Source organism: Motilimonas sp. 1_MG-2023 (assembly GCF_030547455.1).
In the GTDB taxonomy this organism is placed as follows: Bacteria; Pseudomonadota; Gammaproteobacteria; order Enterobacterales; family CBDFNC01; genus Motilimonas.
In genome coordinates this window covers 43512-69741 of the sequence record NZ_JAUOPX010000018.1, presented here as the reverse complement: position 1 = coordinate 69741, position 26230 = coordinate 43512, and the positions used below count along the sequence as shown (strand labels likewise).

The following is a 26230-nucleotide window of genomic DNA, read 5'->3' as shown; positions in this document are numbered from 1 at the left end:
TATGCTTCATGACTTTGACTGCGAAAACTGCTGGCGAAACTCGCTCGGTTTCATGCCTTTGTAGCGCTTAAATTGACGATTAAAGTTAGCCAAATTATTAAACCCGACACGATTAGCGATGGCTGAGATGGCCTGATTTTTATTAATCAACTGCTCACAAGCTTTGCCAATACGGTACTGGGCAAGGTGCACTGAAAAACTGTTGTTAAAATGTTTTTCAAACATGCGATAAACGCTGCTCTTACTCATATGTAAATGTTGGCATAAGTCATCGACAAGGATCGGTGTGTGATAATACTGCTCAATAAACGCGGTGGCCTTCGTCAGCTTGTTATGCTGTTTTTCGGTTTCTTCAACATAGGGTTGTGAGCTGGATGTGATTAATTTTTGCTCAGATGACTCAGCCATGATAGCTAAAATAGCAAGAACATCATTCACTTGTTTCAGCGGACTGGACTGAGCATGAAATTGAAGGTGCTGATAAACTTGTTCAGCGGCTTGCTGACTGAATAAAAGCCCTTGATTGCCACGCTTTAGCATGCGCTGGATCCCTTGATATTCCGGCAGTAGCTTAATCAGGCTATTAATCCATTGACCACTAAACCAAATCACAAATGTATCATTGTGAACAGCATTATTGAGCAGTGAGTCGATAGTATTGGTGTGAGGTAAATGAGGGCCAAATAAAGCCAAGGTATTGTGGCTAAATGGCAAAATAGCATCGCCCACGAACAGCTTACCAGCACAGTCGCGCTTAAGCACTATTTCGTACTCTAGATGGTAGTGCCAATCGAAATGACTCTCTGTACATTGGTAATGCATCACTCGCCAAGGTCGCGTGTGATCGCCACACATTTTTTCAATATAAGGTTTCATTCCTACTTCTTTATTCTATTTATTCATTTATGCCCAACCGAACGACCTTATAGTATCAGAAGCTGAAACAAATGAATCACTTTTCCCCTGTCAAACACCTACATTAACGCCATCAGATTGACCAAAATAATCCCTAATTAAGGCAGTAACATGATAAAAAATCCCGTCTCTATAATATTTATAGTCACGACCTTTATTTCCGGTCTCAGCACGGCCCTTGTTTTTCCACTTACTAGCTTATATTTGGTAGATGCTATTGGCTGCTCACCATTAGAGATGGGGGTTTTCTTAGTGGTGATGGTGCTAAGTAGTGTGATTGCTTCGATGTATTTAGGTAAAAAATCTGATTCACATTGGAGCAGAAGCGCCATACTAAGCGCAGCACAAATTAGCTTTTTTATTGGCGTGGTTATTCTTGCTTTTACCCGTGATTATTACATCGCACTTGTCGCCGCTATTGTCTTCTTAAGTGTGGGCGGTGCAGCCTTACCACAAATTTTCACATTAGGCCGTCTTTACGCCGATAAAGAGCTGAACAATAACAGCGCGCAATTTTTATCAGTGATGCGTGCGGGAATAGCCTTAGCTTGGGTAGTCGGCCCGCCCATCGCCTTTTTACTCAAAGAGCAATTAGGCTTTACCGCCACGTTTGTTTGCTCTGGCCTGTTGGCATTATCGATGTTGTTGTTAATCAGCTATCTACCTGATCACTCAAAATCTCTAGCAGACCGACCTAGCAGCAACGATGAGCCGGTACCGAATGCCCAGCATTGGCTGCTGATCCCAGGTGTTGCTTTGTTTTTACTTAGCACGCTCGCCATGTTTTCTGCTAACAATATGTATATTACAGCACTACCTATCTACCTTACCAAAGAGCTCACATACAGCGCACAATGGGCTGGCTATCTAATGGGAATGGCTGCATTTGTGGAAATTCCATTTATGGTGTTAGCGGGTAGCTTAGCAAATAAAATAGGGACAACCCGACTACTTATCGTCGGCGTTATTTCTGGCATAATCTATTACAGCGGCCTGCTTGTTTTGACAAACATTTGGCAGTTACTTGCACTGCAACTGTTCAATGGCATTTTTATTGCGATAACCGCCAGTCTTGGCATGATTGTGATGCAAGATTTAATGCGTAGTCAAATGGGACTGGGCACCACACTGTTTAGCAGCGCACAGCAGCTGAGCATGTTAGTAGGCAGTTTGTGCGTGGGTCTAATTGCACAATACTTCGATTATTACGCTGTTTTTATTGGCTCATTAGTGGCCAGTATACTGGCTTTAACTATCCTTTTGGGTGTAATGCTTAGAACGAGTCAGCAAAATAAGCTGCTAACCAGCAGCCAAACTTCAGCATAGCCTGCATTGCTAAGCGAGCATAAATAACAGACTTACTTTAGGACCCAAACCATCGTCCTTGATTAAGCGGAATAGTCGATGATGGACTATCCCGCTTAGCCCTTTAAGGCGCTAATTTAACCGCTTGATATAAACCCTTTTGATATGCACGGCTGCCCCAAAGCGCATGCGCCTGGGCATTAAGTTGTTCGTCGGTTGTCATCGTGGTGGCAAGCTGCTGATTGCTTGCAGCGTCATAGTTAAACGCCTGAGGCGCTTTTTCTGGCGCAAAAACAATGAGTTTGTTATTGGTTAAATAGCCAAAGTTCTTATCAAACTGCATTAAAGCTCGCTCTTGGCTTGGCAACACTGTTTTGGTCATATCGTGCCCTAACATAGGCGAGGCATTTTTTGCCCCAATCAAAGAGAGCAGCGTAGGTGGCATATCAATATTACTAACTAAACGCTGATCTTGGCGTGCTGTAATCCCCTTACCCAAAATAAGAGCCGGAATGTGAAAACGATCGACTGGTACTAATGCCCCCGTTTTGGGGCTGTTGTCATGATCATGATCGGCTATCACAATAAAAATAGTATTATCCCAATAACTCGATTGTTTTGCTTGCTTAAAAAACTCACCGATAGCCCAATCAGAATACTTAACCGTGTTATTGCGGGTATTTATATCCTTGCCATAACATGCTGATGACTTCTTTAGGGTAAATAGGTATTCAACAAACAGACGGTTCGGTCGTAGATCATACTCTGAAATGAAGGTGGGAGTGGCTAGTTCCATATAAACCAATAACCATAGGCTGGCCACAAACCAGCAGCGCAAGGCGAACAGCCAATACTTTTGCCATGTAGCCTGATTTGGGATTAAGCAATGGATAAACGCAGGTAATATCAACAGCCAGCATAAGCTTGAAAAATCGACCCAGAGCCCTTGAAGAAGTATTTGTAGCCAAGCTTCCTCCCCCTCAATGCGCTCATTAAGCCAAAAGGCTACTCCCATTCGCGACAAGGTTAATATAACCAGACTGACGCCAATAAAACGTAAAAAAGGTGAAAGGTAGTACTTTTGCTGCAACATAAATCCGCTCTACGTAAACTGGTTAACCAGTTGTGAATCCCTTCAAACTGAGAAATTATCAGGCGAATAAATATCAATCTGGCGTACGAGACCGTATGTTACTTAGGGTGATGATTGGCGAGTGTTTGGTCGTGCAGTAATAATTTTAGAGCAATTTATGCAAGCAGACTCACGTTACTATGTCTACATTGAGTGCCAACGCTAAAATATAGGAAAAAAAAACGAGACTTATCGTCTCGTTTTATCAACTGTTAACATCATTTTCTGATTCTACACTACTTAATAGTGAGCCATCAGAAATGCACCATTATAGCGGTACGATGTTCTCAGCTTGAGGACCTTTTTGGCCTTGAGTAACTTCAAACTGAACTTTTTGACCTTCAGCTAAAGTTTTGAAACCAGTACCAGTAATTGCACGGAAGTGAGCAAAAACGTCAGGGCCATTCTCTTGTTGAATGAAACCGAAACCTTTAGCTTCGTTAAACCATTTTACTGTACCAGTAGTTGTATTAGACATAATCTATATCCTGTAAATCAAGAGTAATAAGCTCATCGAGCTCGTTGTTTTGCTGGAAGTGTTGCTATTACTTATGAAAACAGGATTTAAGAGGTAAATCTTTAATCCGGATGGTGCGCATAAATATAAACCGTACTTTCAAGCTAAAAAGATTATAAACCCCCTGTACGTTAAGTCAACGAATTTTACACCGTAAAAACACCCTTTAAATCAAGATAACATAAATATAAAAAAACGATTACAATCAACAAGTAACACAAAACTACAAAAGGTCTATTTGTTTCAGAAATTTTAACGCTATGAGAACATTACACAATTACCACTACCTCAAAAGGCTATGAATAAGTCGTATTTATTTCTGGCCAATTCAAATGACTAAGATCGCCTAATGCCTGTAATTGCTGCTGACATTCAGGGCGCATAAACCAATCGCCACGGCTAGGAGCAACTTGATAGAAGTAATCTTTCTCACCATAACGAAAGCTTAATTGGTAAGCATGCAAATAGCCGCGATCGCTCTCATCTTGGCCATAGCGCATGTCACCTAAGATAGGAGCAGCAATGCTTTTCAGCGCCACACGCAACTGATGGGTTTTACCCGTGGCGGGCTTAAGTAGATAAAGGCGAATGCCGGGCACTAAGCTTTGACTAAAGAATTGGGTAACAGCTGGATTATGTTGGCTTTTAGTTAGCTTCCAACTGCCACGGCGGCTTTTTTCCATATCGCCTTTTATCAACCCTTGTTTTTTATTGGGCTTTTGCATGCTTAAGGCGAGGTAAAACTTGCTCATTTTCCGCTGCGCAAACAATTGCGTAAAGGCTGCCGCGGCAGTGGATGACTTGGCCAATATTAAAATTCCTGACGTCATTTTATCGAGTCGATGCACGCTGTATAACTTCAAAGATAAGGCACGTTCAACCTCAACCACTAACCCAGCTTCGCCGTCTTCACTGTGAAAATTACAATTGTCGGCTTTATTGATCACCACAAAATCCGCTTCATCTGCTACTAATTCAAACATCGAATACCCGCCCATAAAAAGAAAAAAGGGCCAGAAGGGCCCTTTTCAACATGATTATACCTTGAGCGGCTTGAGATGTTTATGCCAGCGCGCTTCCCACTTTTTAAATAAGAATACAATCACAAACGTTGTCATCATATAAAGTATGCCGGCCGTGATGAAGGCTTCAAAAGGCGCGTAGTAGCGTGAGTTTACAATCCGTGCGGCGCCCGTTAAATCAACGATAGTGACCACCCCTGCTAACGCACTGCCATGTAGCATAAAGATAACCTCATTGCTGTATGCAGGTAAAGCGCGTCGAAACGAGCTAGGCAGCACTATGCGCGACATGATCTTAAACCGACTTAAACCATAGGCCTTAGCAGCCTCAATTTCACCTGAAGGCATGGTATTGATACTGCCCCGCACTATCTCTGCGGTGTATGCGCCGGTGTTTAAGGTAAAGGCCAATAAGGCACAAAACCAGGCTTCTTGAAACCAAGGCCATATGGCTAACGCAATAGGATGTTCATTATTTGCCAAAAACTGACCCGCTCCGTAATAAATCAGGAACAGTTGAATCAATAATGGTGTGCCACGGAAAAAGTAGATAAACGCCCACGCAGGAAATTTAATCGCCCAATTGTTGCTGTTATTCATGATGCCCGCAGGCACAGCAATAAATAAACCAAGGAATAAGGATAAGGCAACTAACCAAAGGGTGGTCCAAAGACCAGATAAATACAGTGGCCACTCGTTTATCAATAACTGAACATACTCAAACTGGCTAAACCAAAGAAAAAAAGCTTCTAATGACATTGGCTACCTCGACACTATTGCGTATTTTTTCTCAGCATGACTTAACAAGCTGGTCGAAATAGCGGTAAAGACTAAGAAAACTAACGCCACCACAAAGTAAAAAGTAAATGGCATTTGTGTCGAGCCACCCGCATCGCCGGCCGCTTTCACCATGTCTTCTAAACCTATGATAGAAACAAGGGCCGTTGTTTTGAGCAAAACCAACCAATTATTACCAAAGCCCGGTAAGGCATGGCGCATCATTTGCGGAAACATCACTCGGCGGAATACCATCCAGCTACTCATGCCATAAGCTCTTGCAGCTTCTAGTTGGCCTTTATCGACTGCAATAATGGCACCACGAAAAGTTTCGGCCATATAAGCGCCAAAAATAAAACCTATCGTCGCTACGCCTGCAAAGAACGGACTGACGTCAACGTAATCCGGTAAATAACTGACCCATTCATGAGCAGCGTCTTGCCCTTGAAAATACTCATTGAGCCAATCATTAATCGTAACGTTAAATTCATTAATGAAGATTTGACCACCAAAAAAGATCAGCATCATTAAAATCAAATCAGGGATACCACGGATCACTGTGGTATAGAGGGTTGCCCACCAGCGCAAAAAAGTAATAGAAGACAACTTTGCCAGCGCGCCAAGCATGCCTAGTACAACGGCAACGAATAATGACAATAATGCCACTTGTAATGTGACCCAAGCACCAGACAAAATAGTGCTTTCATAGCCTTGTAGGTCTAACAACATAATAAGTACTTACATGTGCTTGAAAGAAAAGGGAGCCTTAGCCCCCTATCAAATTTGGCAATTAGTCGCCGTAAACATCAAAGTCAAAATACTTATCTTGTAGCTCTTTATACTTGCCATTGGCGCGAATCGCTTTAATAGCTGCGTCAAACTTGGCTTTTAGTTCAGTGTCGTTTTTACGCATCGCAATGCCTGCACCTTCACCAAACCAACGTGGATCGTTTAATTTTGGACCAACAAATTCAAATGCATCACCACCAGGCTTGTTCAATAGGCCATCAGAAATAGCAGCAGAATCGATCATCACGTAATCAAGGCGGCCCGATTTAAGGTCTAAATAAGCCTCATCTGCCGTGCCGTAACGTTTAACTTGCGCTTTTGGAAAGTTGTCTGTCACATAAGTATCCATCGATGTTGCACGTTGCACACCAATGCGTTTATCAGACATAAACTCCGCTGTTAATTCAATGGCGGTGCCTTTTTTCGCAGCAAAACGCGCTGGAATATGTTGATATTTATCTGAGAACGCAACTTTCTTTTTACGCTCTTCGGTAATATCCATGGTCGCGATAATCGCATCGTATTTGCGTGCCAACAGTGCAGGAATGATGCCGTCCCAATCCTGTTTCACTAAAGTGCATTTCACCTTCATTTCTTCACAAAGGGCATTAGCGATATCAATATCAAAACCTTTTACTTCACCGTTTGGCTCGGTCCAACTAAATGGAGGGTAAGCGCCTTCAATACCAATGCGTACATTTTTCCATTCTTTAGCATGCACACTGCCTGCGACAGTAAGCATCATAGCTGCAGCGATGATCAATTTTTTCATCTGATTTCCCTTTTCGTTTGCTAACAAGTTAAACAGGTTTGTTGTTGTGTTTGTACTACTTATAATTTTGTTTATCAGTCGTGTATATCAAGCGGTAACGCTTTTTTAGTATAGTAATGCTTCTCTTAATACACAGATGATATGAATTGTTTAAAGCGTTCTGATTTTGGCTGGGTAAAAATTTGCTCCGGTTCGCCTTGCTCTTCAACTAAGCCTTGATGTAAAAACATCACTTTATTTGATACATCGCGAGCAAATGCCATTTCATGGGTCACCACTAACATAGTGCGTCCCTCCTCGGCTAGATTTCTCATTACCGTAAGCACTTCCCCAACCAATTCAGGATCTAACGCTGAGGTAGGCTCGTCAAATAACATTACTTCAGGGTCTACTGCTAATGCTCTGGCAATCGCTGCACGCTGCTGCTGGCCGCCAGACAAATGGCCAGGATAATATTCGCGGCGATCATATAACCCAACTTTGTTTAGGTATTCATGCGCCGCTTCAATGGCTTGTTTTTTGGGCATGCCCAGCACATGCACAGGCGCTTCAATAATATTTTCTAATACGGTCATGTGAGACCATAAGTTAAAACCTTGAAACACCATGGCTAAGCGCGCGCGAATGGCTTCAACCTGCTTTTGATTTGCTGGAATACGTTCGCCATTCTTCAAAGGTTTCATTTGGATCAGCTCACCTTTTACATAAACGTCACCGGCATTGGGCATTTCTAATAAATTAATACAACGCAAAAATGTACTTTTACCAGAGCCTGATGATCCCAAGATAGAAATGACATCACCTTGGTTCGCGATCAAATCTATACCTTTAAGGACTTCGTTATTACCGAATTTTTTATGCAGTGCCTTAACTTCTAATGTGGGTATAGCATTCATTATAATTTCGCAATCCTTGACGTTGGTATGAAGTATGAACCTTGTTAATGAAGCGTAACAATCAAAAAGGCCAAACCATTATTGAACAGTATTATAACAACATATCCTATGGTCAATGATTTGCAAAGCCATAGAAACCGCCATTAAAGGCGACGAATTTAACATCTAACAATTCACCAATAAAGCATATTTAGTCAAAATACGATTTTTTTGATAACTGGATCGAAATAGACGATTTTTAAGCCCGACACTCATTAATATGGCTAACAATCAAACAAAAAAGCCAAAAAACTGACTAAAAGTTATATCAACGACGCACTAAACCCAGCGAATAAGTTTGAAAAAAGAGTCAACTTAGCCATATCAACCAGCCATATTGAATAACAAAAAACATAGCATTAAATATTAAAAAAAAAACAGTGCTAAACGCTATTTTAAAATCTAAAACAACCGATAAAAACACACTCAAAACAAACAAATTACCACTGAAAAGTGCCAAGGCCCGTTAACTTTGTTATTGAATTGTTAGTAAGTTTGCGCAGTTTTGAAACCAGTATTTTACAGTCAGATTAAATCGTTAAAATATTAAAAAATATGCTAGGAATGTGATCTACATCCTGCTACATTTCGCGCACTTTCACTCTCTGCTAATTTAAAGGGACAAACTAACGTGTCGACAAACTACGCAAATCCAGGCCCACTTGGCTTAATGGGCTTTGGCATGACTACAGTATTACTGAATATTCATAATGCAGGATTTTTTCCTATTAGTGCCATGATCTTAGCAATGGGGCTGTGTTACGGCGGTTTGGCTCAGATAATAGCAGGCGTGTTAGAGTTTAAAAAAGGCAATACGTTTGGTTTAACCGCTTTTACTTCTTACGGCTTTTTCTGGATCAGCTTAGTCGTATTACTTATTTTGCCGGAGCTAGGTTTAGCAGAAGCCACCCCTCATGCTTACATGGGATTTTACCTTTTAATGTGGGGGATTTTTACCGCATTCATGTTTGTCGGAACCCTAAGCCACAATAAAGCAACGCAATTTATCTTTGCTAGCCTAACCCTTTTATTCTTCTTACTGGCGGCACGAGATTTCACCGGCTCTGCTTTTATTGGCACCTTAGCAGGCTTTGAAGGGATTGTTTGTGGCGCGAGCGCTATTTATACCGCTATGGCGACCGTTATTAATGGTGAGCTCGGCCGTGAAGTATTACCCTTAGGTAATAAGAAACCGGAGCCAGCCGTAGCTGAAAATGAAACCAGCGTTGCGCAAGCTGCTTAATCATAGCTTCGACAAAAAATGAGCCATATGGCTCATTTTTTTTGTCTAGGGTTTCATCAAAGGCGAGAAAATCTAGCCCAACAAACCGCTAATTGATATTATCTTCAGCTTTATTTTGTTAACAGCTATTTGTTAATTCTTTTATCAATCTTAATCATGCAAATTGCGGAGTCCGCCTTGTCAAACGATCAACCCCAAGTTAACAGTACTGGATTAGCCAATAAAAAAACCGCTTATTACCGCGTCAACTTTACTGGACAGGCGGGTGAATACTTTAAAATTTGGATAGTCAACATCGCGTTATCGATTGTCACTCTTGGTATTTACTCAGCTTGGGCGAAAGTACGTACACAGCAATATTTTCACACCAATACCTTAATCAATGGCACTGGTTTTCAATACCATGGCCAACCTTTAAATATTTTAAAAGGCCGTATTATTGCTGTTGTATTGTTTGTTTTATATTCTTTTGCCGTCAATAGCATGCCAATTATCGCACTCCCGGTAATGTTGATATTTGTGATTGCATTACCTTGGATTGTGATCCGAGCCCTTGCCTTTAACGCACGCATGACGTCATTTCGCGGCATACGATTTAACTTTGAAGCCAGCTATGGCGAAGCATTCCAAATAGTGTTGCTGTGGCCACTATTGATTATTGTGACATTTGGTTTGATCATTCCATTGATCAAACATAAATATTACGAATTTGTCATCAACCACAGCAGCATGGGCACTACGCCGTTTCGCTATAACGGTAAAATCTCTGAAATGTTTATTATTTATCTCATCGCCATGGCGATTGCCGCTGGCATATCGACAGCCATGATGATGATAGGCATGTTTTTTGCCATGTTTGCAGGATTAGCATCTGCCGCCAACGAATCATCGGCATTGATGATTTGGCTGGCCTCCAGCGGAGCGAGTGTCGTCATTGTTTTATACTTAGCGTTATACTTGCTGATGTGGGCATTTATCAAAACCAAAACCACCAACCTCATTTTCAACAATTTAGCGTTAGATGAACACCGCTTTTACGCGGATCTTAATTTCTCTCAGATGGCGATTATTCAATTTACTAATACCTTAGCTATTATTTTCAGTTTAGGTTTGGCTTACCCGTGGGCAGCTATACGCATGACTCGCTATCAAGCCTGCTGTATTCAAGTGATCGTTAGCGATAATCTCGATAACATTATTGCAGGGGAAATCAAAAAAGTGAGCGCATTGGGTGACGAAGCGGCGGGAATATTTGATGTGGAATTAGCCATTTAATGGAAATATCCGGCGTTTACTACTCAGGAAAAAGCAGTGCTGCTTTAAGCAGCGCGCTTATTTTGCATGCTGAGAATAGAATCAGTGTCAACCAAACCGACATTTACTTAAGCCTAGATGAACTAGACATTGCACCACGAATTGGCAATGGCAATCGTTGGGTATATTTTCCTGATGGCAGCAGCTTTGAAAGCCAAGATAATGATGCTCTGGATCTACTCAGTAAACGCCAACGTAAACATGGTTTTAGCCTACACCAGCTAGAAAGTAAGTTGCGCTATATTATACCTAGCCTCATATTCACCTTAATCTTTTGTGTTGGTTTTTTTATCTGGGGCGTCCCCGCTAGTACCCAATTAATCGCTCAAGCATTGCCCGACAGTACGAGTAAGTTACTCGGTAATCAAAGCTTAGAAATCGTCAATCGCACGCTGTTTGATCCTTCTGAATTAAGCGATGAGAAACAACAAAACCTACACGCCTTATTTAAACCGTATTTAAGCCAAGGCCAGCGTGTGTTAATTCGCAGTAGCGAAGCGTTAGGCGCAAACGCGATTGCCCTACCCAATGGTATATTAGTTTTTACCGATGAATTGATAAACATAACCACAGAGCAAGAACTATTGGCCGTGTTAGGTCACGAGCTCGGCCATGTAGAGCATAAGCATGGCTTACAAGCCCTGATCCGAAGCTCACTATTATTGTTTGTTTATACCTTAATTACTGGGGATGCAGCTGGCGCATCATCCAGCATTGCCGCCCTGCCAACGCTGTTGCTCGAACAAGGTTACTCACGAGACTTTGAACGAGAGGCAGACGACTATGCAATGGCATTTTTAAAACAACATAACATCCCCAGAACGGCGCTGATGGGGGCATTAAACAAGATTTACCAAGCCCATGAAATAGATAAACAAGCAAGTCTGAGTGATTATCTATCATCACACCCCGCGCCTAAAGAACGCTTAGAGCGGCTGCAGGCTGTGGACTAAATTACATCGTCTTAAAATGGCGAGCCAATCCAGATAGGATAGGCTAAGTTTACGGCACATTGATTACCGAATTTTGAATTGACTGATATTGGTCGCAAGGCGTTGACCTAGCTCACTGAGCAGCACAGCTGAATGAGCCGTTTCCTCTGCCTGTGTATGAGTTCGGCCTGATATTTCAGATACCGAATTTACATTTTGGCTAATTTCATCTGACACCGTCGCTTGCTGACCCGCCGCATCTGAAATGTGTTCAATCGCACTGTTGATATCTGACATAAAATCAACAATGGATAATAGTGACTGCTCTGCTGATTGTACTAAATTAACGGTATCTTCAGCACTTTCACAACTCTCTTGCATTGCCTTAAACGCTTTTTCAGAGCCTTGTTGCAAGGTTTGGATAATGCTTTGTATTTCTTTGGTTGATTCCTGAGTTCGGGATGCTAACGAGCGCACTTCATCAGCTACGACAGCAAATCCGCGCCCCTGCTCACCTGCTCGCGCCGCTTCAATCGCAGCATTTAAAGCAAGCAAGTTGGTTTGTTCAGCAATACTGCGAATCACCTCCAATACGGTGCCTATTTGATCGCTATCTTTTTGCAATTCAGACACAATATTAGATGAATCTATAATCAGTTTTGATAGTCCAGACATGCTAGAGACCGAATTAACCACTACGTTACGACCTTCATTAGCGCTTTGCATCGCACTACCTGATAACTCTGCCGCCTTACTTGCACTTACGCTAACCTCGCTAGCGCTTGCAGACATTTCCGTCATGGCTGAAGCGGCCATATGAGCTTCTGATTGCTGCGCACGAATATCGTCTTGGGTACCTTTAGCCTTTATTGTTAATTCATCCGCAGCAGCCAGCAATTGTTCTGTCGACTCACTCACTTGGATCACCGCTTGCTGAATTTTTTCGGCAAACAAGTTAAAGCTAATCGCAAGTTGTGATAGTTCATCTTTACCTGTGACTGGAATACGCTTAGTTAAGTCTCCTTCACCTTGAGCAATATCCGCAAAAACAGCATTCATGGTATTTAAACTGCCCGTGACAGCTTTTGAGATAAGAAAAGCAAACAACAAACCAATCACAATCGCACTGCCTGCGACGGTCGAAAGCAACGAAACAGAGGCCGCCTGCGTTTCATCGGCTGCATTGGATGCTTCTCCCATAGCACCACTAATTGATTGGCGTAATTCACTCAACATAGCTGCGACTTTTGGTCCAGTAGAATCTAAAATATCGATGCCTTTATTACGCTCAAAAATATACTTGGACACCTCATCCGCAGTTTTTACATACAATGCGATATCCGCTTTGGCTTGCTGACTTAAAGTACGGCGGGTGGGGTTTTCAAGTTTGGCTAACAAAGCATCAATGCTCGCTTGTGCGCTGTTAAACTCTTGATTAAATCGGCTAACTTGCTCCGGCTTATTCTCAACTAAAAATTTTGAGACATATAGGCGCCCTAACAACAAATTTCTCACCGCTGCACCTGCCGCCACAGCAGCTTCTATATCACCGTCGGCTTGAGCAGAAAGCATTACCTTAGTTAGCGCTTGCTCAATGAGAGGCCCTTTTACATTAAGAATTTCCGCTACCGCTTTATTGCGTTTTTGTTGGTTAGCGACCACCTGATTATTAAATACACGTAAATACGTTTCTTTATTGGCTTTAATTTCATCCAATATCGCCACTCTGGCTGGGTTTTGAATATGCTCATAAACCCGTTCGATCGAGGATTGCCATTTGTTAGCCTCATCATTAAAGTCACTGATTTGAGCATCATTACCAGTCTCCACATAATTTTTTACCGTAATTCGCAGGCGAAATAAATTCTCTGTAATATCAGATGCCAGCTCAGTATCTGGTGCTAAATCAAAGGTGATTTTATGCATATCATCACGTAACGTATTCAATGCCGAGATCCCAGTAAATGTCACCAACACAAGTATCAACCCCAAGATAACCGGCGCTATAGCCAGTTTTTGTGACACTGAAAAGTGATTTAATACATTCATAAAGCTAACTCCATTTTTGATAATCATATTAGGTATAGCAAGTAAATGGCCAGCCATCGAAAATAAAAATAAAAAAAGCAGAATAAAATCCTACTGTAATTAAACACTTATAATTCAAGCGATAAATTCGATATAAGAGGAAGCATAAGGCATTATTGCGCCCTTTAAATTTGAAATAAAGAAGCGCGATAATAAAAGGAGGGATTAATGCACTGTTACATTATTGGGATGATGCTGGCAGCCTTCACATTGTTCACAACTTGGCGCTAAGTTTTTATCTTGATGCTTGGCCATATAAGCAACATGCTCATCAACCAAGGCATCCGACAACACTTGCCAATGCTGGCCTTGGTGTTGCTGGTGAAACTCAAGCAATCCAACTAACGTCACGTCTAACATTTTTAGGCTAGTCACCCGCGTCAACTCGGTTAACGCATCATTGTCAGCAAATTGCTGCAGCTGAGCATGAGCCAGTTGCAGATAGTAATGCTCAGCGTCAACATCACCTTGGCCTTTGCTGGTGTTAACTAAGTTATGGCAAGCCGTCATGTATAAACGGGCACTGTGCTCATACTCAGCGCTAAGAGACAAATCATCAATGAGCTTTTGCGCTTCTGATAGCGCTAGCTTGTAGAAGATTTCTGCTTGGCGCGTGTCACCTTGGCGTAAAAAATGCTGACCCTGTGCAGACAAGGTTTGCCATAAGTCTAATGAAAATGCTGCCATATCTACCTCACCCTGCCAATAACCTTACGTAGTGATTTTGATTCACTCGTTTTATTTGGTTTACCTTAGCGCTGCTAATATCGCGAATATGCTGCGCGTGCGAGGAGTAATCTTCATCGCCTTTCACTACATCAGCAAAACGCACATCGGGGTCTGGTACGGCGGAGATTAATAACCGCGTATAAGGATGCTGCGGATTATTGATCACTTCCGTGGTATCACCCCACTCTACAATTTGCCCTTTGTACATCACTGCGGTTTCTTCGGCGATGTAATGAGCCGTCGCCAAATCATGTGTGATGTATAAAAAGCCCAAATTAAACTCTTTTTTCATTCGCTGCATTAAGTCTAGTACGCCAATACGGATTGACACGTCTAACATCGACGTTGGCTCATCGGCCAATACCAAGTCAGCCCCAACCGCTAAAGTCTTAGCCATATTTACGCGCTGACGTTGGCCGCCACTGAGCTCATGAGGAAACTTCTCGGCTGTCAGTGCTGGCAGCTCTACCATCTCAAGTAACTCATGCACACGGTCGCGTAGTTTAGTCTTATCGTTTTCACACATACGGTGTAGTAGCAAGGGGCGCGCTAAATGATGATAAATAGTGTGAGTAGGATTGAGTGAGCCAAATGGGTCTTGGAAAATCATTTGCACGCTTTTACGGTAATTTAATACTTCTTGGCGGCCTTTAATGTCAGCGATGTCTTTACCACGAAATAAAATTTGTCCTTGAGTGGGCTCATATATTTTAGTGATCAAACGCGCGCAGGTACTTTTACCACAGCCTGACTCGCCCACCAGCGCTAACGCCTTGCCCTTGTGAATAGAAAATGACACGTCATTGAGGGCGCGAAATAGGTCTGATTTAGCAAAACCACCACCCGTGGTGAAATCTTTCACCACATTACGCAATTCTAAAATAGGGGTATTATCCATGATTATCTTCCTTATAATTGGATCAGTTCGGGCGTGAAGTCAGCAGCAGGCTGATAATGCTTGCGACCTTCATGAATAGAAGGAAAAGCAGACCATAGCTTTTGGGTATAAGGGTGCTGCGGATGATGGCGGATTTGTTGTGACTCGTTTACTTCCACCAACTCACCTTGATACATCACACCTATGCGATCACAAAACTGCGTCATCAAGCTCAAATCATGGGTAATAAATAATATAGAAAATCCGAATTCTTCTTTTAAATGATAAATTTGCTGCAAAATTTCGCGCTGTACCACCACATCTAACGCCGTAGTTGGCTCATCCATCACAATGAGCTTGGCATTTAGGGCCAAACAAATAGCAATCACTAAGCGCTGACGCATTCCACCACTAAATTGATGCGGGTAATCTCGCAAACGCTCACGCGGAATTTTCACAATATCAAGCAGCTGTTCAGCACGCTTGATGGCCTCAACACGTGTCATATTGCTATGGGTCATGATCACATCACAAAACTGCTCTTCAAGGCGCAATACAGGGTTTAATGAGTTCATGGCACTTTGAAACACCATGGCTATTTGCGTCCAGCGAAAGTCACGCAGTTGATGCTCAGTTAATTTGACCACATCGGTGCCGTCAAAAATAATCTCGCCGCCACTGATTAACGCTGGTGGCTTATGCAAACGAGTCACCGCAAAGGCAATGGTGCTTTTACCGCAACCCGACTCACCCGCTAAGCCAAACACTTCTCCTGCTGCAATATCAAAACTGACTTTTTTTACCGCCTGAAACGCCCCGTCTGAGGTCAAGTAATCGACTTCCAAGTCTCTTACTTGCAACAAAGGCCGCGTTGAAGATAACTCACTCATTCTCCACTCCTGTATACACTCGATAAATACAAAATAAGCCGTGCCAACTGACACCTAAAAAACCAATGCTATTGCGAATCAATATCATTAGCAATTTCTTTTTCGTTTTATCTGCGTCACAGAAGCACTTTTGTGATCTGTTACCTGCTTGTTTTTCTTTGTATTCGTACCCACTATGTATACCCAATCAACTTGAAGATGCATGTTTCAGAACGCCACCGTGTTTTCAATACTAGGCATGCTAATGCAGAAATGTAGGCACCTTTCAAATTAGCGTAACAACGTAGTGGAAACACGGCGGCGCTCCCAAAGGGCAAGTTTTACACGCGTTTATGCTGTGTTATTGATTTTGATAAGGGGAAGCCATTACCTGCAACCAATGCCTTGCCTAAACGCGTGTAAAATCTTGCTGAAATCAAGCCTCTCCAGGTTGATTGGGTATAAATAATTATCTTTGGGGAATTGCACATGCAATCAAATATTATCGATGTCTCACTCGACAATTTTCAGGCTGTTATTTTAGAGGGCTCGCAAAGCCAACCGGTAATGGTGACGTTTTGGGCGCCTAGCCATCAAGAATCGATGGATTTATTAGCCACCTTGGAAAAACTCGCTAATGAGTTTTCAGAGCAATTTGTGCTGGCCAAAATAAACTGCGAGCAAGACCAAGCCATCGCAATGCAATTTGGCGTGCAGGCACTGCCAACCACTGCGATGTTTGTTAATGGTCAACCCGCAGATGGCTTTGCCGGTAATCAAGACGAAGCCGCGATCAGAGATATTTTGAGTAAACATTTGCCAGACGAGGCCGATTTATTGCTGCAACAAGGCCAAGCATTAATTGAACAGCAGGATTTCAGCGGCGCGTTAACGGCGTTAAAACAAGTACTCACTCTCAAACCTGAGCTGGCTGTTGCGCAAATTACCTTAGCCAAAGCCCATATTGAATTAGGCCATATCACCGAGGCGCAAGCGCTAATTGAAAAAATCAAACTGGTTGATCAAGATGCGCTGTATCACGCTGTGGTGGCGCAGATAGAATTAGCCAAACAAGCTGCTGACACACCAGAAATTCGCGCGTTAGAAGCGCAAATAGCCGAGCAGCCTTCGCCTGAACTACATTACAACTTGGCGGTGCAATACAGCCAGGTAAACCGGATTGAAGAAGCGCTAGCGCTGCTGTTCCCGCTACTATCCGCTGACATGAATGCACAAGACGGCAAAGTAAAACAAACCTTTATGGATATTTTAGCCACGCATTCAAGCGACCCCGCAGTCAGTAGCTATCGCCGCAAGCTGTATAGTTTGTTGTATTAGTTTGGGATGCCAGAAATGGGCTAGCCGTTTTGCGGCTAACCCGTTTTAGAACTAAAAAGCGATTATGTTTTTTGGCTCAGTGATGCAATTAACCAGTGGTAAAATGAAAATCTTTCGGCAGAAGTGGGTTTTATTTCATCTCATTGGCCATACCGACTTAACTGCCAAAGCTAACTTACACTTTGTCGTTACCTTTTATATTCAATAAACCATTAAAAAATACACCGCTATAGTCTTTAATTTGGCTGACCGTGTGTTCATCTTTAATCAGCGGGGAGCCAACCCGAATAACTTGGCAACCGGCTTGCACTGCGCTGGTAATACCTGCAGCAGCATCTTCAAACACGATACATTGCGCCGCCCTTGTGTTTAACTTATCAATGGCGATCAAGTAAGGCTCTGGATCCGGTTTACCCTTGTGGCATTGTTCAGCAGTCACCAATAATTCAGGAATAGGCAGACCACAAACCTGAAGCTTTTTGAGAGCGAGCTGTTTACTTGAGGATGTCACTATGGCCCAGTTTTGCCTCGGTAATGCTAGCAATAATGCTTTAGCACCCGTAATTTCTGTGCAGAGGGTTGATAATTCAAGCTCTCTGGCATCTAACCAACTTAGCTCAGCCTCTAAATCAGCGTTTGGCAGAAACCTTGGGATAATGTCTTGTCCCCTCACCCCATGGCAGCAAGCGATCACCTCTGCAGGATTTAGGTTTACCCGATTGCACCATTCGCTCCATGCGGTTTCAACAACGTTGGTGGTATTGACTAACGTACCATCAAGATCAAACAGAAAAAATTCTTCTTTAAACATCATAATCGCATTATCCCTTTAGAAACTGTCTATTGGTCATCGCCTCGCCCAACTCTCGCCATTGAAAACGATTAATAAAAACTAGACGTGCATTTTCAGCATTGTTGGCTTCAATCAAAATGGGGGCTAATACAAACCCCTGTTTAAACAAAGCCAGTATAATTTCTGCCGTTTCAGTTTTAGCGATGTCTTCAACAACTAGCACATCACCTTTAGCTAAGATGCAAAACTCCATAACGATTATCACTCTGGTTGATTAAGTATACTTAGCATTTTAACTAACCCGGTGATAACGTATATTGAAATAAAATTAGCAGTGATAACTTATTGTTATGAAGGTTAGTCTTAAACATTTGCAAGCGATCGAAGCACTAGCTAAAGCGAAAAGCTTTAGAGCTGCTGCCCAACAGTTATGTATTTCACAACCAGCTCTGTCAAAACAGATTAAAAACTTCGAGGATCTGTACGGCGTTGAAATGTTTATTCGAACACCTAATGGCGCGATGCTGTCGTATCAAGGGGAGCTCATCATCAGTGAAATCACTAATCTGAATAAGCATATTGATAAGGTGGAACGCTATATCCAGCAAGTAGTTGTAAGTAACGTGGGGGCACTGCAAATCGGCTTTGGCAAATCCAGTAATGATTTTTTACCCAGCATTATTAGAGAATTCAAGGCACAGCACACTAGCATTCATTTATCTTTGCTCGATTTAGCCTCCCATATACAAGAAGAACAGCTGTTAATGGGCTTAATTGATCTCGCTTTTATGCGCGCGCCAAGAAACCTGAATCTAAAGCGTGTTAAAGTCTCCTCCGATGAGTTTGTATTGGTGGTTTCTAAACACCTTTACCAAGGCGAAGAAATCCAAGATTATCTTGATAAATACGATTTATTAATGCTTAAGCAAACAGATAAATCGGAAATGATTAATCAGACCAAGGCGATATTGGCAGGGCGTAATTTTCGTACTAACCATATCGCGAACGATATAGAGACAATCCTGACATTGATCATTTCAGATGTGGGTGTGTCTATCTTACCGAAAAAATCGATTCTACAGTATTCTCATGAAGTAGCGGTTATTCCCTTTGAACAAGACACCAGTTGGGGGATTTATTTGGTGTGGGATCCTGCTCGAGTCACTCAATCAATCGAGCAATTTGTTAACTATGCCAAACAGAAGTTAGTTTTGTAAGCTTATACCCAATCAACTTGAAAGTTATCAAGATGTTGAGTGAAGTCCCTTTCGATCATTCGGGCCAAAGCTAACTCAAATCAGAAAAGAGATTACGCCATTACTGGCGCGCCGACAAAGGCCGCAAGCACAACGCCTCGAAACTAAAAGGGCTGCACGTTTAAGTACAGCCCTTACATTCAATCAACTATCAATTGTCCACACTCAAGGTGCAATCGCTTTTTAGCTATTGATAAACGGCCCTTTGCCTTGCTGCCATAGTTTCATTAGACAGCGTTCAAATGCTAATGACGCAGCATGAGCAATTTTGTCCGCTAATTTTTTCTTCACTGCATAACGCACTGCGATGACTGTTTTTGTCTCATTTTGTTGTAGCAAATAATCATCACTGGTTTGCACTTTATCAATCAAGTTTAGCGAAAAGGCTTGGCTACCATACCAATGCTCGCCGGTGGCAACCTTGTTGATATCCAGTTGCGGGCGGTTTTCACTGACAAATTCTTTAAACAACACATGGGTTTCTTCTAACTCTTGTTGGAATTTTTCTTTACCCTTTTCGGTGTTTTCGCCAAACATGGTCACGGTACGCTTAAATTCACCCGCGGTCATTTGCTCAAAGTCGACATCGTGTTTTTTTAGCAGGCGGTTAAAGTTAGGAATTTGTGCGATAACACCAATGGAGCCAATAATCGCAAATGGCGCGGCAATAATTTTGGGGGCCACACAAGCCATCATATAACCGCCACTGGCTGCTACTTTGTCCACTGATACGGTTAAGTTAACCCCTTGCGCACGTAAACGTTGTAATTGCGATGATGCTAAACCATAACCGTGTACCATGCCGCCGCCACTTTCAAGTCGAACCAGCACTTCATCATTAGGCTGAACCACGCCCAAAATCGCCGTCACCTCTTCACGCAGCGACGACACCTCTTTGGCATCAATACTGCCTTTGAAGTCCACGACATATAATTTGTTCTTAACATCTGCTTCTGGTTCGGTCGGCGATTTTTTGGCCGCTTTTTTCGCAGCTTTGGCTGCTTTTTTCTCAGCCTTTTGTTTTGCCTTTAGCTCATCTTCTGATAACAGTTGCTCTTCAAAATGCTGTTGATTGTTGTTTAACTGCTCGGATAAATCGGTGATCAACAACTCACCTTTTTGCGCTTTTTGTTTCGCCGCCAACACCACAGCGGTGACGATAATGGCCAAAATGGCTGCCACAAAGGTCAGGGTTTTCGCGAAGAAAAGTCCGTATTCGTATAAAAATTCCAATCTATCACTCCTATTTACAAGCACAGGTTAAACGCAGCGCGCATTATGCGAACATATAACGCGCCAGCATAGCAAAAACCAAGGGAAGACGTTAGAATTTGCACAAAATTTTGCAGGAGAACGCACCTTGGAATATCAAGCCCCACAAGACTTATTAGCAAACAAAACCATACTTGTCACCGGAGCAGGCTCTGGCATTGGTAAAGAAATTGCGCTGACTTATGCCAAATATGGGGCACGGGTAATTTTGTTAGGCCGTACCGTAGCAAAATTAGAAGCCGTATATGACGAAATTGAAGCCCTTGGCGCACCTCAGCCAGCAATCATTCCAATGGATTTAAAAGGCGCCACCGAACAGCACTATCAAGACATGGCTGAAACCATTGCGGGACAATTTGGCCACCTCGACGGTTTAGTTCATAATGCAGGCGCACTTGGCGTACTTGGCCCATTTCATCAAATCGGCCAAGATATGTGGGATGAAGTAATGCAAGTAAATGTGAAGTCTCAGTTTTTAATGACTAAACATTTATTACCTGTGCTAAAAGAAGCAACAGCCGCTTCGATTATTTTCACTAGCTCAAGTGTGGGCAGACAGGGGCGAGCGTACTGGGGCGTGTACACTATTTCAAAATTTGCCACCGAAGGCATGATGCAAACCTTAGCCAGTGAGCTTGATGGCAGCCATGTACGTGCCAACTGCATTAACCCAGGCGCCACTCATACCCCAATGCGTTCAAAAGCCTACCCAGCAGAAGACGCAGATTTACTTAAGCGCCCGGCGGATATCATGCCAACTTACCTATACTTAATGGGGTCGGATAGTTCAGCGGTCAATGGCCAAAGCTTGAACGCACAGTAATTTATTCCGGAGTCTGAATGCAAGATCCAACCAATAAGCGCTTAAAAGCCACCCTCGAACAATGGCGTATTTTACAAGCCGTGGTGGATCATGGCGGCTATAGCAGGGCTGCAGAGGCATTAAATAAGAGCCAGTCTTCTCTCAACCATGCGGTGACCAAATTGCAGCATCAAATGGGCGTGGCGCTACTTGAAGTAAGGGGCCGCAAAGCCTACTTAACGAATGCTGGCGAAGTCATGCTGCGCCGCTCTCGGCTGTTAACCCAAAGTGCATTTGAATTAGAGCAACTGGCGGATAATTTGTGCCAAGGTTGGGAGCCTGAAATCACCTTATATGCTGAGATAATTTACCCCAGAGAACGTTTATATCGTGCGCTGCAGGCTTTTTTACCACAAAGCCGTGGCAGCCGTATTAAATTGCTCGATTCAGTTATCACTGGCACCCGCGATGCGATCATCAACAAACAGGCTGATATTGTGATTACAGGCCAGTTACCTAAGGGCTACCTTGGCCAGCCTCTTTTTAACGTTCACTTGGTTCCCTGCATCAGTCCAGATCATCCTTTAAGCCAACAATCCAGCGTTGATGTAAAAGAGCTGATGCAAGCATTACAAGTCGTGATCAAAGACACCTCGACCACTCCTGATGAGAGTTTAGGCTGGCTGAGATCAGAGCAGCGCTTAACCGTCAGTAATTTTCACGAAGCGGTCAGTTTGGTCAGTCAAGGCATCGGCTTTGCTTGGTTTCCAAAACACTTTGTTACCTCGCAGCTCAAACAAAAGCAATTACAAATGTTGCCACTAAAACAAGGCAGATCGAGGACCAGTATGACGCACTTAGTGGTGCCCGATGAAAACCGCATCGGCCCAGGCGCATCAACCCTTATTAATTGCCTGTTGGCAGAGCATAAAATCGAGTTTAACGTATTTCATAACGGTGATGAGGAGCCAATAAAGTGAAACTAAATTGTGATATGGGTGAAAACTACGGCAATTGGAACTTGGGCAGTGATGAAGCTGTCATGCCTTACGTTGACATGGCCAACATAGCTTGCGGCTTTCATGCCAGTGATCCTCTCACAATGGACCGCACTGTTAAATTGGCAAAACAATACCAAGTGACTATTGGTGCCCATCCTGGCTACCCCGACTTAGTTGGCTTTGGCCGACGCGCAATGGCAATCGAAAACAACGAACTGCGCAGTATTATCCAATATCAAGTGGGCGCGCTTGCCGCTATATGCCGTGCCAATCAAGTCGAATTATCCTACGTAAAACCCCATGGCGCACTCTATCACGCCATGATGCAACAACCTGACACCATGCTCATGATAATGGATGCGGTCAAGGCAGTGGGATTAAATCTAGCCCTGATGATCCAAGCCGATAATCAATCTCTAGTCCATCAAGCCCAAGCCGATAAACGCCAACTGCCACTGATATTTGAAGCCTTTGCCGATCGCCGTTACCAAGACAATGGCGCGTTACTTGGCCGAGATCAATCAGGTGCGCAACTCGACGAGGCGCAAATGCTTAATCAAGCTCAGCGCCTCATGGATCAACAGCAGGTGATCACCCATTCACAGCAGATCTTGAGTGTTAAGGCCGATACCTTATGTGTGCATGGCGATAATCCGGCGGCAATTAATGGCATTGCGAAACTGGCAGCGCTGTTAAGGCCACCGTTGTAATAATGAAGATCGAGCCGCTTAATGAGAGCAGTCTATTAGTCAGTTTCTCAGACGAGATCAGCGAGCCGGTATTAGACTTGATCCGTTTATTTTGTCAGCAACTAATGCGCAGCTCGGTACGAACGGCCATTATCGAGTTAGTTCCCTCCTATAACACCGTGATGCTGGTTTACCGCTTAACGCAAACGGACTATGACAGCTTGCATCGCGAACTCCAGCAGTGCTACCAACAAGCGCAAAGACAAAGCAAGCAACTCATCCGCCCACGTGTTGTCGAATTACCCGTGTTTTACAGTGAAACCACGGGCCCTGATTTGGCGCGTATTAGTCAGCAAACAGGCTTGTCTGTACAAGACATCATTAACCGGCATACTCAGACTCAATATCGAGTTTACGCCATCGGTTTTAGTCCGGGGTTTCCCTATTTAGCGAGTGTCGATTCACTCATCGCTCAGCCACGTTTAACTGCGCCGCGAAAAAATGTGCCCGCAGGCAGTGTCGGCATTGCCGATACGCAAACAGGCATTTACCCGAAAGCCTCACCCGGCGGCTGGAACATTATTGGTAATTGCCCTGAGCCTTTACTTGATAGCCAGCTCAGTTGTCGATTAAATGTGGGGGATACGGTGCAATTTGTAACCATTAATGAAAGAGAGTTTGTGGCCTTAGGGGGTAAGATTACGGTAGGTTTTAATGAGCTTTAAAGTAATTAATGGAGGCTTGCTAAGCACGCTTCAAGACTTAGGTCGCTTGGGCCATAGCCACACAGGGTTTAGCCAAGGTGGTAGCTTAGATTTAAAAGCCGCTTGCTGGGCGAATTATCTCCTTGGTAATTCGATGGACTGTGCAGTGATCGAAATCACCTTAGGTCAATTAAGCCTACAAGCGCAGCAGAGCACGGTTTTTGCTGTATGCGGCGCCAATATGCAAATGCGCATAAATGAACGCCCACTTCAGCCTTGGCGTAGCGCTGTTATCAAGGCCGGAGAAACCCTAAGTTTTGGCCACTGTCGGCAAGGCATGCGTTGCTACTTAAGTGTATCGGGAGGCTTTAAACTACCGTTACAACTGGGCAGTGTTGCTACTGTCAGCCGCGACCAGCTCGGCGGCCTTAACGCGGGAGCCAAGCTGCAAACTGGCGATGTGCTGCCCTTTTCTCCCGTTAACATCAATAAACAACATGAATTAAATCAACAGTGTGTGCCAGCGACATATTATCAACATGGTTATCAAAGCACGCATCATAGCTGGGTTAACTTAAATGTGTTTAAAGGCCCACAATGGCATTTATTTAGCGCCAAGGATCAACAAGCCTTTTTACAGCAACATTTTGTGTTAGATCAGCAAAGTAATCGCATGGCGGCTAAATTTAGCGGTGAACCATTGCGTAGTAATATTAAGGGAATTGTCTCGCAAGGGATCAACTTAGGCGCAATACAAGTACCACCCAATGGCTTACCCGTTGCACTGTTAAACGACCGGCAAACCTTAGGTGGCTATGCCAAAATAGCCAATCTGACCAGCCAAGCTTGTTGGCAGCTCGCCCAGCTGCCGCCAGGTTGTCATGTGCAATTTACTTTAGCTGATTTAGCCAATGAGCAAGCTAGCCTGCGCCAGTTCTATCGGTTTTTTGGTATCAACTTATAGTAAAAACATGCTGTAGTAAAAACATAGTGTTGCTCATTAATTCCGACGGCGCCTTTTCTTTTTCGGCTTATCTTTTTGTTTTTCTTCACGCTCTAAGGTCAGCTGTGCGACTACCACTTTTTCTTTTTCAACCATTTCTGGTGTTTCTAAGCTGACTCGACCAATGGCCGCAGAGCGAATTTCATGGAGTAGAATTTCTGATACTTTATGTAGATCAGCTCGACCACCGGCTCTTTTAGCGCCGCGTTTGGCCGCAATGGCTTCAAGTAGCTCTAAATCAGACAGCGGCAGTTCATCGAGTTGGTAGCGCGCTTTTAATAACTCTGGATAAGCTTTGAGCAAATAATCAGCAGCAAAAAACGCCACTTCTTCATATTCCATCGCAGTATCTTTAATGGCGCCAGTAGTGGCTAAACGATAACTGGAGTTTTCGTTCATTACTTTCGGCCACAAAATACCAGGGGTATCCGATAAAACGATGCCGTTTTTCAGGTTGATGCGTTGCTGGGCCTTGGTTACCGCTGGCTCATTACCTGTTTTAGCGATAATGCGGCCCGCTAATATATTGATAGTAGTGGATTTACCAACATTGGGGATCCCCATGATCATGGCACGAATATTTGCTAAGCCCTGATCTCTTTCAGGAAACATGGCGCGACATAAGTCTAAAATAGCGCGAACTTGCTCTGGCTCTTGGGTAGTGAGTGCCACCGCTTTCATATTCGTCTGCTGATTATAATAATCTAACCACAATTGAGTGATAGCAGGATCGGCTAAGTCTGATTTATTAAGAATCTTAATACACGGCTTATCACCTCTGACTTCGGTGATAACAGGGTTTTCACTGCTGTACGGAATACGCGCGTCCAATACTTCAATAATCAAATCGACATTCGGCATGGCTTCGCGAATTTCACGTTGCGCTTTATGCATATGACCTGGATACCAATGAACAGCCACTTTTTTTTCTCCTTCAGTCTAAACCCGCCGCAATACTAACGGCTAACGACAAGAAGTACAGGTTTTCTCACCAATAAGTCCTTTATAAAAATAGCCAGAGATAAAATAAGCCATATAACTAGTTTTAAGCTCAATTTTAGTACAAAACTCCATTTAAAATACCAACAACAAAATTCGAAACATAAAAACCGCATTTTTTCAATTTTATAACCTACATCACGAATTCGCCTGACTT

At 43.2% G+C, this 26230-nt stretch carries 27 protein-coding genes; 11 read left to right on the top strand and 16 right to left on the bottom strand.

What is annotated here, in order from left to right; all coding sequences use genetic code 11:
- Positions 1-6 precede the first annotated feature (6 nt).
- Positions 7-876 (bottom strand): AraC family transcriptional regulator, encoded by an 870-nt coding sequence (locus Q4519_RS11565; protein WP_232801975.1) that lies wholly within the window; start codon positions 874-876, stop codon positions 7-9.
- A gap of 150 nt (positions 877-1026) precedes the next feature.
- On the opposite strand from Q4519_RS11565, the gene Q4519_RS11560 reads away from it, so the two are divergent.
- Positions 1027-2241 (top strand): sugar efflux transporter, encoded by a 1215-nt coding sequence (locus Q4519_RS11560; protein ID WP_303512359.1) that lies wholly within the window; start codon positions 1027-1029, stop codon positions 2239-2241.
- A gap of 103 nt (positions 2242-2344) precedes the next feature.
- Here the strand turns inward: Q4519_RS11560 and Q4519_RS11555 are convergent, their stop codons facing one another.
- The 7 genes from Q4519_RS11555 to Q4519_RS11525 all read right to left on the bottom strand — a co-directional run bounded on the left by Q4519_RS11555 (position 2345) and on the right by Q4519_RS11525 (position 8116).
- Positions 2345-3313 (bottom strand): LTA synthase family protein, encoded by a 969-nt coding sequence (locus Q4519_RS11555; RefSeq protein WP_303512356.1) that lies wholly within the window; start codon positions 3311-3313, stop codon positions 2345-2347.
- A gap of 307 nt (positions 3314-3620) precedes the next feature.
- The gene (locus tag Q4519_RS11550) at positions 3621-3830 is read right to left on the bottom strand and encodes a cold-shock protein (protein ID WP_232801970.1); all 210 of its coding nucleotides are present in this window, start codon (positions 3828-3830) and stop codon (positions 3621-3623) included.
- 335 nt (positions 3831-4165) lie between these two features.
- Positions 4166-4852: a TIGR01621 family pseudouridine synthase gene (locus Q4519_RS11545; protein ID WP_232801969.1), complete on the bottom strand. Its 687-nt coding sequence runs from the start codon at positions 4850-4852 to the stop codon at positions 4166-4168.
- Between the two features lie 54 nt (positions 4853-4906).
- Complete coding sequence (locus Q4519_RS11540; protein WP_232801968.1) at positions 4907-5650, bottom strand: ABC transporter permease; 744 nt, start codon at positions 5648-5650, stop codon at positions 4907-4909.
- Positions 5651-5653: 3 nt separating this feature from the next.
- Positions 5654-6397 (bottom strand): ABC transporter permease, encoded by a 744-nt coding sequence (locus Q4519_RS11535; RefSeq protein WP_232801967.1) that lies wholly within the window; start codon positions 6395-6397, stop codon positions 5654-5656.
- Between the two features lie 61 nt (positions 6398-6458).
- Positions 6459-7229: an ABC transporter substrate-binding protein gene (locus Q4519_RS11530; RefSeq protein WP_232801966.1), complete on the bottom strand. Its 771-nt coding sequence runs from the start codon at positions 7227-7229 to the stop codon at positions 6459-6461.
- 125 nt (positions 7230-7354) lie between these two features.
- Positions 7355-8116: an ABC transporter ATP-binding protein gene (locus Q4519_RS11525; RefSeq protein WP_303512388.1), complete on the bottom strand. Its 762-nt coding sequence runs from the start codon at positions 8114-8116 to the stop codon at positions 7355-7357.
- A gap of 679 nt (positions 8117-8795) precedes the next feature.
- Between Q4519_RS11525 and Q4519_RS11520 the strand changes: the two genes are divergently transcribed.
- The 3 genes from Q4519_RS11520 to Q4519_RS11510 all read left to right on the top strand — a co-directional run bounded on the left by Q4519_RS11520 (position 8796) and on the right by Q4519_RS11510 (position 11674).
- The gene (locus Q4519_RS11520; RefSeq protein ID WP_232801964.1) at positions 8796-9407 is read left to right on the top strand and encodes an acetate uptake transporter; all 612 of its coding nucleotides are present in this window, start codon (positions 8796-8798) and stop codon (positions 9405-9407) included.
- Positions 9408-9584: 177 nt separating this feature from the next.
- Complete coding sequence (locus Q4519_RS11515) at positions 9585-10682, top strand: YjgN family protein (RefSeq protein WP_303512349.1); 1098 nt, start codon at positions 9585-9587, stop codon at positions 10680-10682.
- Entirely contained in the window at positions 10682-11674 is a 993-nt protein-coding gene (locus Q4519_RS11510; protein ID WP_303512346.1) for a M48 family metallopeptidase, read from the top strand. Before Q4519_RS11515 ends, Q4519_RS11510 begins: the two co-directional genes overlap by 1 nt.
- Before the next feature lie 63 nt (positions 11675-11737).
- Here Q4519_RS11510 and Q4519_RS11505 read toward each other — a convergent pair whose 3' ends face one another.
- From Q4519_RS11505 to Q4519_RS11490, 4 genes are all read right to left on the bottom strand, one after another.
- Positions 11738-13702, bottom strand: coding sequence for a methyl-accepting chemotaxis protein (locus Q4519_RS11505; protein WP_303512344.1), 1965 nt, complete (start codon positions 13700-13702; stop codon positions 11738-11740).
- A 204-nt stretch (positions 13703-13906) separates the two neighbouring features.
- Positions 13907-14428 carry a DUF2753 family protein gene (locus Q4519_RS11500; RefSeq protein ID WP_303512342.1) on the bottom strand — a complete coding sequence of 174 codons (522 nt, stop codon included), beginning with the start codon at positions 14426-14428 and terminating at the stop codon, positions 13907-13909.
- A 7-nt stretch (positions 14429-14435) separates the two neighbouring features.
- The gene (locus tag Q4519_RS11495) at positions 14436-15368 is read right to left on the bottom strand and encodes an ABC transporter ATP-binding protein (protein WP_303512340.1); all 933 of its coding nucleotides are present in this window, start codon (positions 15366-15368) and stop codon (positions 14436-14438) included.
- A gap of 11 nt (positions 15369-15379) precedes the next feature.
- The gene (locus Q4519_RS11490) at positions 15380-16237 is read right to left on the bottom strand and encodes an ABC transporter ATP-binding protein (protein ID WP_232801958.1); all 858 of its coding nucleotides are present in this window, start codon (positions 16235-16237) and stop codon (positions 15380-15382) included.
- Between the two features lie 468 nt (positions 16238-16705).
- Here Q4519_RS11490 and Q4519_RS11485 point away from each other — a divergent pair, with 468 nt between their 5' ends.
- Positions 16706-17554 (top strand): co-chaperone YbbN, encoded by an 849-nt coding sequence (locus Q4519_RS11485; protein WP_303512336.1) that lies wholly within the window; start codon positions 16706-16708, stop codon positions 17552-17554.
- A 175-nt stretch (positions 17555-17729) separates the two neighbouring features.
- On the opposite strand, the gene Q4519_RS11480 is transcribed toward Q4519_RS11485, so the two are convergent.
- Positions 17730-18368 (bottom strand): HAD-IA family hydrolase, encoded by a 639-nt coding sequence (locus Q4519_RS11480; protein WP_232801956.1) that lies wholly within the window; start codon positions 18366-18368, stop codon positions 17730-17732.
- Between the two features lie 7 nt (positions 18369-18375).
- On the bottom strand, positions 18376-18600 hold the full coding sequence (locus Q4519_RS11475) for a hypothetical protein (protein WP_303512334.1): 225 nt from the start codon (positions 18598-18600) through the stop codon (positions 18376-18378).
- 97 nt (positions 18601-18697) lie between these two features.
- Between Q4519_RS11475 and Q4519_RS11470 the strand changes: the two genes are divergently transcribed.
- Positions 18698-19564, top strand: a complete 867-nt coding sequence (locus Q4519_RS11470; protein ID WP_303512331.1) for a LysR family transcriptional regulator — start codon at positions 18698-18700, stop codon at positions 19562-19564.
- A gap of 222 nt (positions 19565-19786) precedes the next feature.
- Here Q4519_RS11470 and sohB read toward each other — a convergent pair whose 3' ends face one another.
- Positions 19787-20836, bottom strand: coding sequence for a protease SohB (gene sohB, locus Q4519_RS11465; RefSeq protein ID WP_232801953.1), 1050 nt, complete (start codon positions 20834-20836; stop codon positions 19787-19789).
- Positions 20837-20963: 127 nt separating this feature from the next.
- Here sohB and Q4519_RS11460 point away from each other — a divergent pair, with 127 nt between their 5' ends.
- The 5 genes from Q4519_RS11460 to Q4519_RS11440 are packed head-to-tail and all read left to right on the top strand — an operon-like array spanning position 20964 to position 25035.
- A complete protein-coding gene (locus tag Q4519_RS11460) occupies positions 20964-21698 on the top strand; it encodes a YciK family oxidoreductase (protein WP_303512330.1) in 735 nt (244 codons plus the stop codon).
- A gap of 17 nt (positions 21699-21715) precedes the next feature.
- Entirely contained in the window at positions 21716-22657 is a 942-nt protein-coding gene (locus Q4519_RS11455; RefSeq protein ID WP_232801951.1) for a LysR family transcriptional regulator, read from the top strand.
- On the top strand, positions 22654-23388 hold the full coding sequence (locus tag Q4519_RS11450) for a 5-oxoprolinase subunit PxpA (RefSeq protein WP_232801950.1): 735 nt from the start codon (positions 22654-22656) through the stop codon (positions 23386-23388). The genes Q4519_RS11455 and Q4519_RS11450 overlap by 4 nt, the downstream gene beginning before the upstream one ends.
- Positions 23389-23390: 2 nt before the next feature.
- Positions 23391-24092, top strand: coding sequence for a 5-oxoprolinase subunit PxpB (pxpB, locus tag Q4519_RS11445; RefSeq protein WP_232801949.1), 702 nt, complete (start codon positions 23391-23393; stop codon positions 24090-24092).
- Complete coding sequence (locus tag Q4519_RS11440) at positions 24082-25035, top strand: biotin-dependent carboxyltransferase family protein (protein ID WP_303512322.1); 954 nt, start codon at positions 24082-24084, stop codon at positions 25033-25035. Before pxpB ends, Q4519_RS11440 begins: the two co-directional genes overlap by 11 nt.
- Before the next feature lie 36 nt (positions 25036-25071).
- Here Q4519_RS11440 and ylqF read toward each other — a convergent pair whose 3' ends face one another.
- Positions 25072-25995: a ribosome biogenesis GTPase YlqF gene (gene ylqF, locus Q4519_RS11435; RefSeq protein ID WP_232801947.1), complete on the bottom strand. Its 924-nt coding sequence runs from the start codon at positions 25993-25995 to the stop codon at positions 25072-25074.
- Positions 25996-26230 lie beyond the last annotated feature (235 nt).

Coding starts and splice junctions, on each gene's coding strand:
- Q4519_RS11475 (WP_303512334.1), bottom strand. CDS start 18,600: ATGGAGTTTTGCATCTTAGCTAAAGGTGATGTGCTAGTTGTTGAAGAC.
- Q4519_RS11505 (WP_303512344.1), bottom strand. CDS start 13,702: ATGAATGTATTAAATCACTTTTCAGTGTCACAAAAACTGGCTATAGCG.
- Q4519_RS11535 (WP_232801967.1), bottom strand. CDS start 6,397: ATGTTGTTAGACCTACAAGGCTATGAAAGCACTATTTTGTCTGGTGCT.
- Q4519_RS11550 (WP_232801970.1), bottom strand. CDS start 3,830: ATGTCTAATACAACTACTGGTACAGTAAAATGGTTTAACGAAGCTAAA.
- Q4519_RS11510 (WP_303512346.1), top strand. CDS start 10,682: ATGGAAATATCCGGCGTTTACTACTCAGGAAAAAGCAGTGCTGCTTTA.
- pxpB (WP_232801949.1), top strand. CDS start 23,391: ATGAAGATCGAGCCGCTTAATGAGAGCAGTCTATTAGTCAGTTTCTCA.
- Q4519_RS11440 (WP_303512322.1), top strand. CDS start 24,082: ATGAGCTTTAAAGTAATTAATGGAGGCTTGCTAAGCACGCTTCAAGAC.
- Q4519_RS11500 (WP_303512342.1), bottom strand. CDS start 14,428: ATGGCAGCATTTTCATTAGACTTATGGCAAACCTTGTCTGCACAGGGT.
- Q4519_RS11470 (WP_303512331.1), top strand. CDS start 18,698: ATGAAGGTTAGTCTTAAACATTTGCAAGCGATCGAAGCACTAGCTAAA.
- Q4519_RS11565 (WP_232801975.1), bottom strand. CDS start 876: ATGAAACCTTATATTGAAAAAATGTGTGGCGATCACACGCGACCTTGG.
- Q4519_RS11495 (WP_303512340.1), bottom strand. CDS start 15,368: ATGGATAATACCCCTATTTTAGAATTGCGTAATGTGGTGAAAGATTTC.
- Q4519_RS11485 (WP_303512336.1), top strand. CDS start 16,706: ATGCAATCAAATATTATCGATGTCTCACTCGACAATTTTCAGGCTGTT.
- Q4519_RS11540 (WP_232801968.1), bottom strand. CDS start 5,650: ATGTCATTAGAAGCTTTTTTTCTTTGGTTTAGCCAGTTTGAGTATGTT.
- Q4519_RS11480 (WP_232801956.1), bottom strand. CDS start 18,368: ATGATGTTTAAAGAAGAATTTTTTCTGTTTGATCTTGATGGTACGTTA.
- Q4519_RS11530 (WP_232801966.1), bottom strand. CDS start 7,229: ATGAAAAAATTGATCATCGCTGCAGCTATGATGCTTACTGTCGCAGGC.
- Q4519_RS11555 (WP_303512356.1), bottom strand. CDS start 3,313: ATGTTGCAGCAAAAGTACTACCTTTCACCTTTTTTACGTTTTATTGGC.
- Q4519_RS11490 (WP_232801958.1), bottom strand. CDS start 16,237: ATGAGTGAGTTATCTTCAACGCGGCCTTTGTTGCAAGTAAGAGACTTG.
- Q4519_RS11560 (WP_303512359.1), top strand. CDS start 1,027: ATGATAAAAAATCCCGTCTCTATAATATTTATAGTCACGACCTTTATT.
- Q4519_RS11545 (WP_232801969.1), bottom strand. CDS start 4,852: ATGTTTGAATTAGTAGCAGATGAAGCGGATTTTGTGGTGATCAATAAA.
- Q4519_RS11455 (WP_232801951.1), top strand. CDS start 21,716: ATGCAAGATCCAACCAATAAGCGCTTAAAAGCCACCCTCGAACAATGG.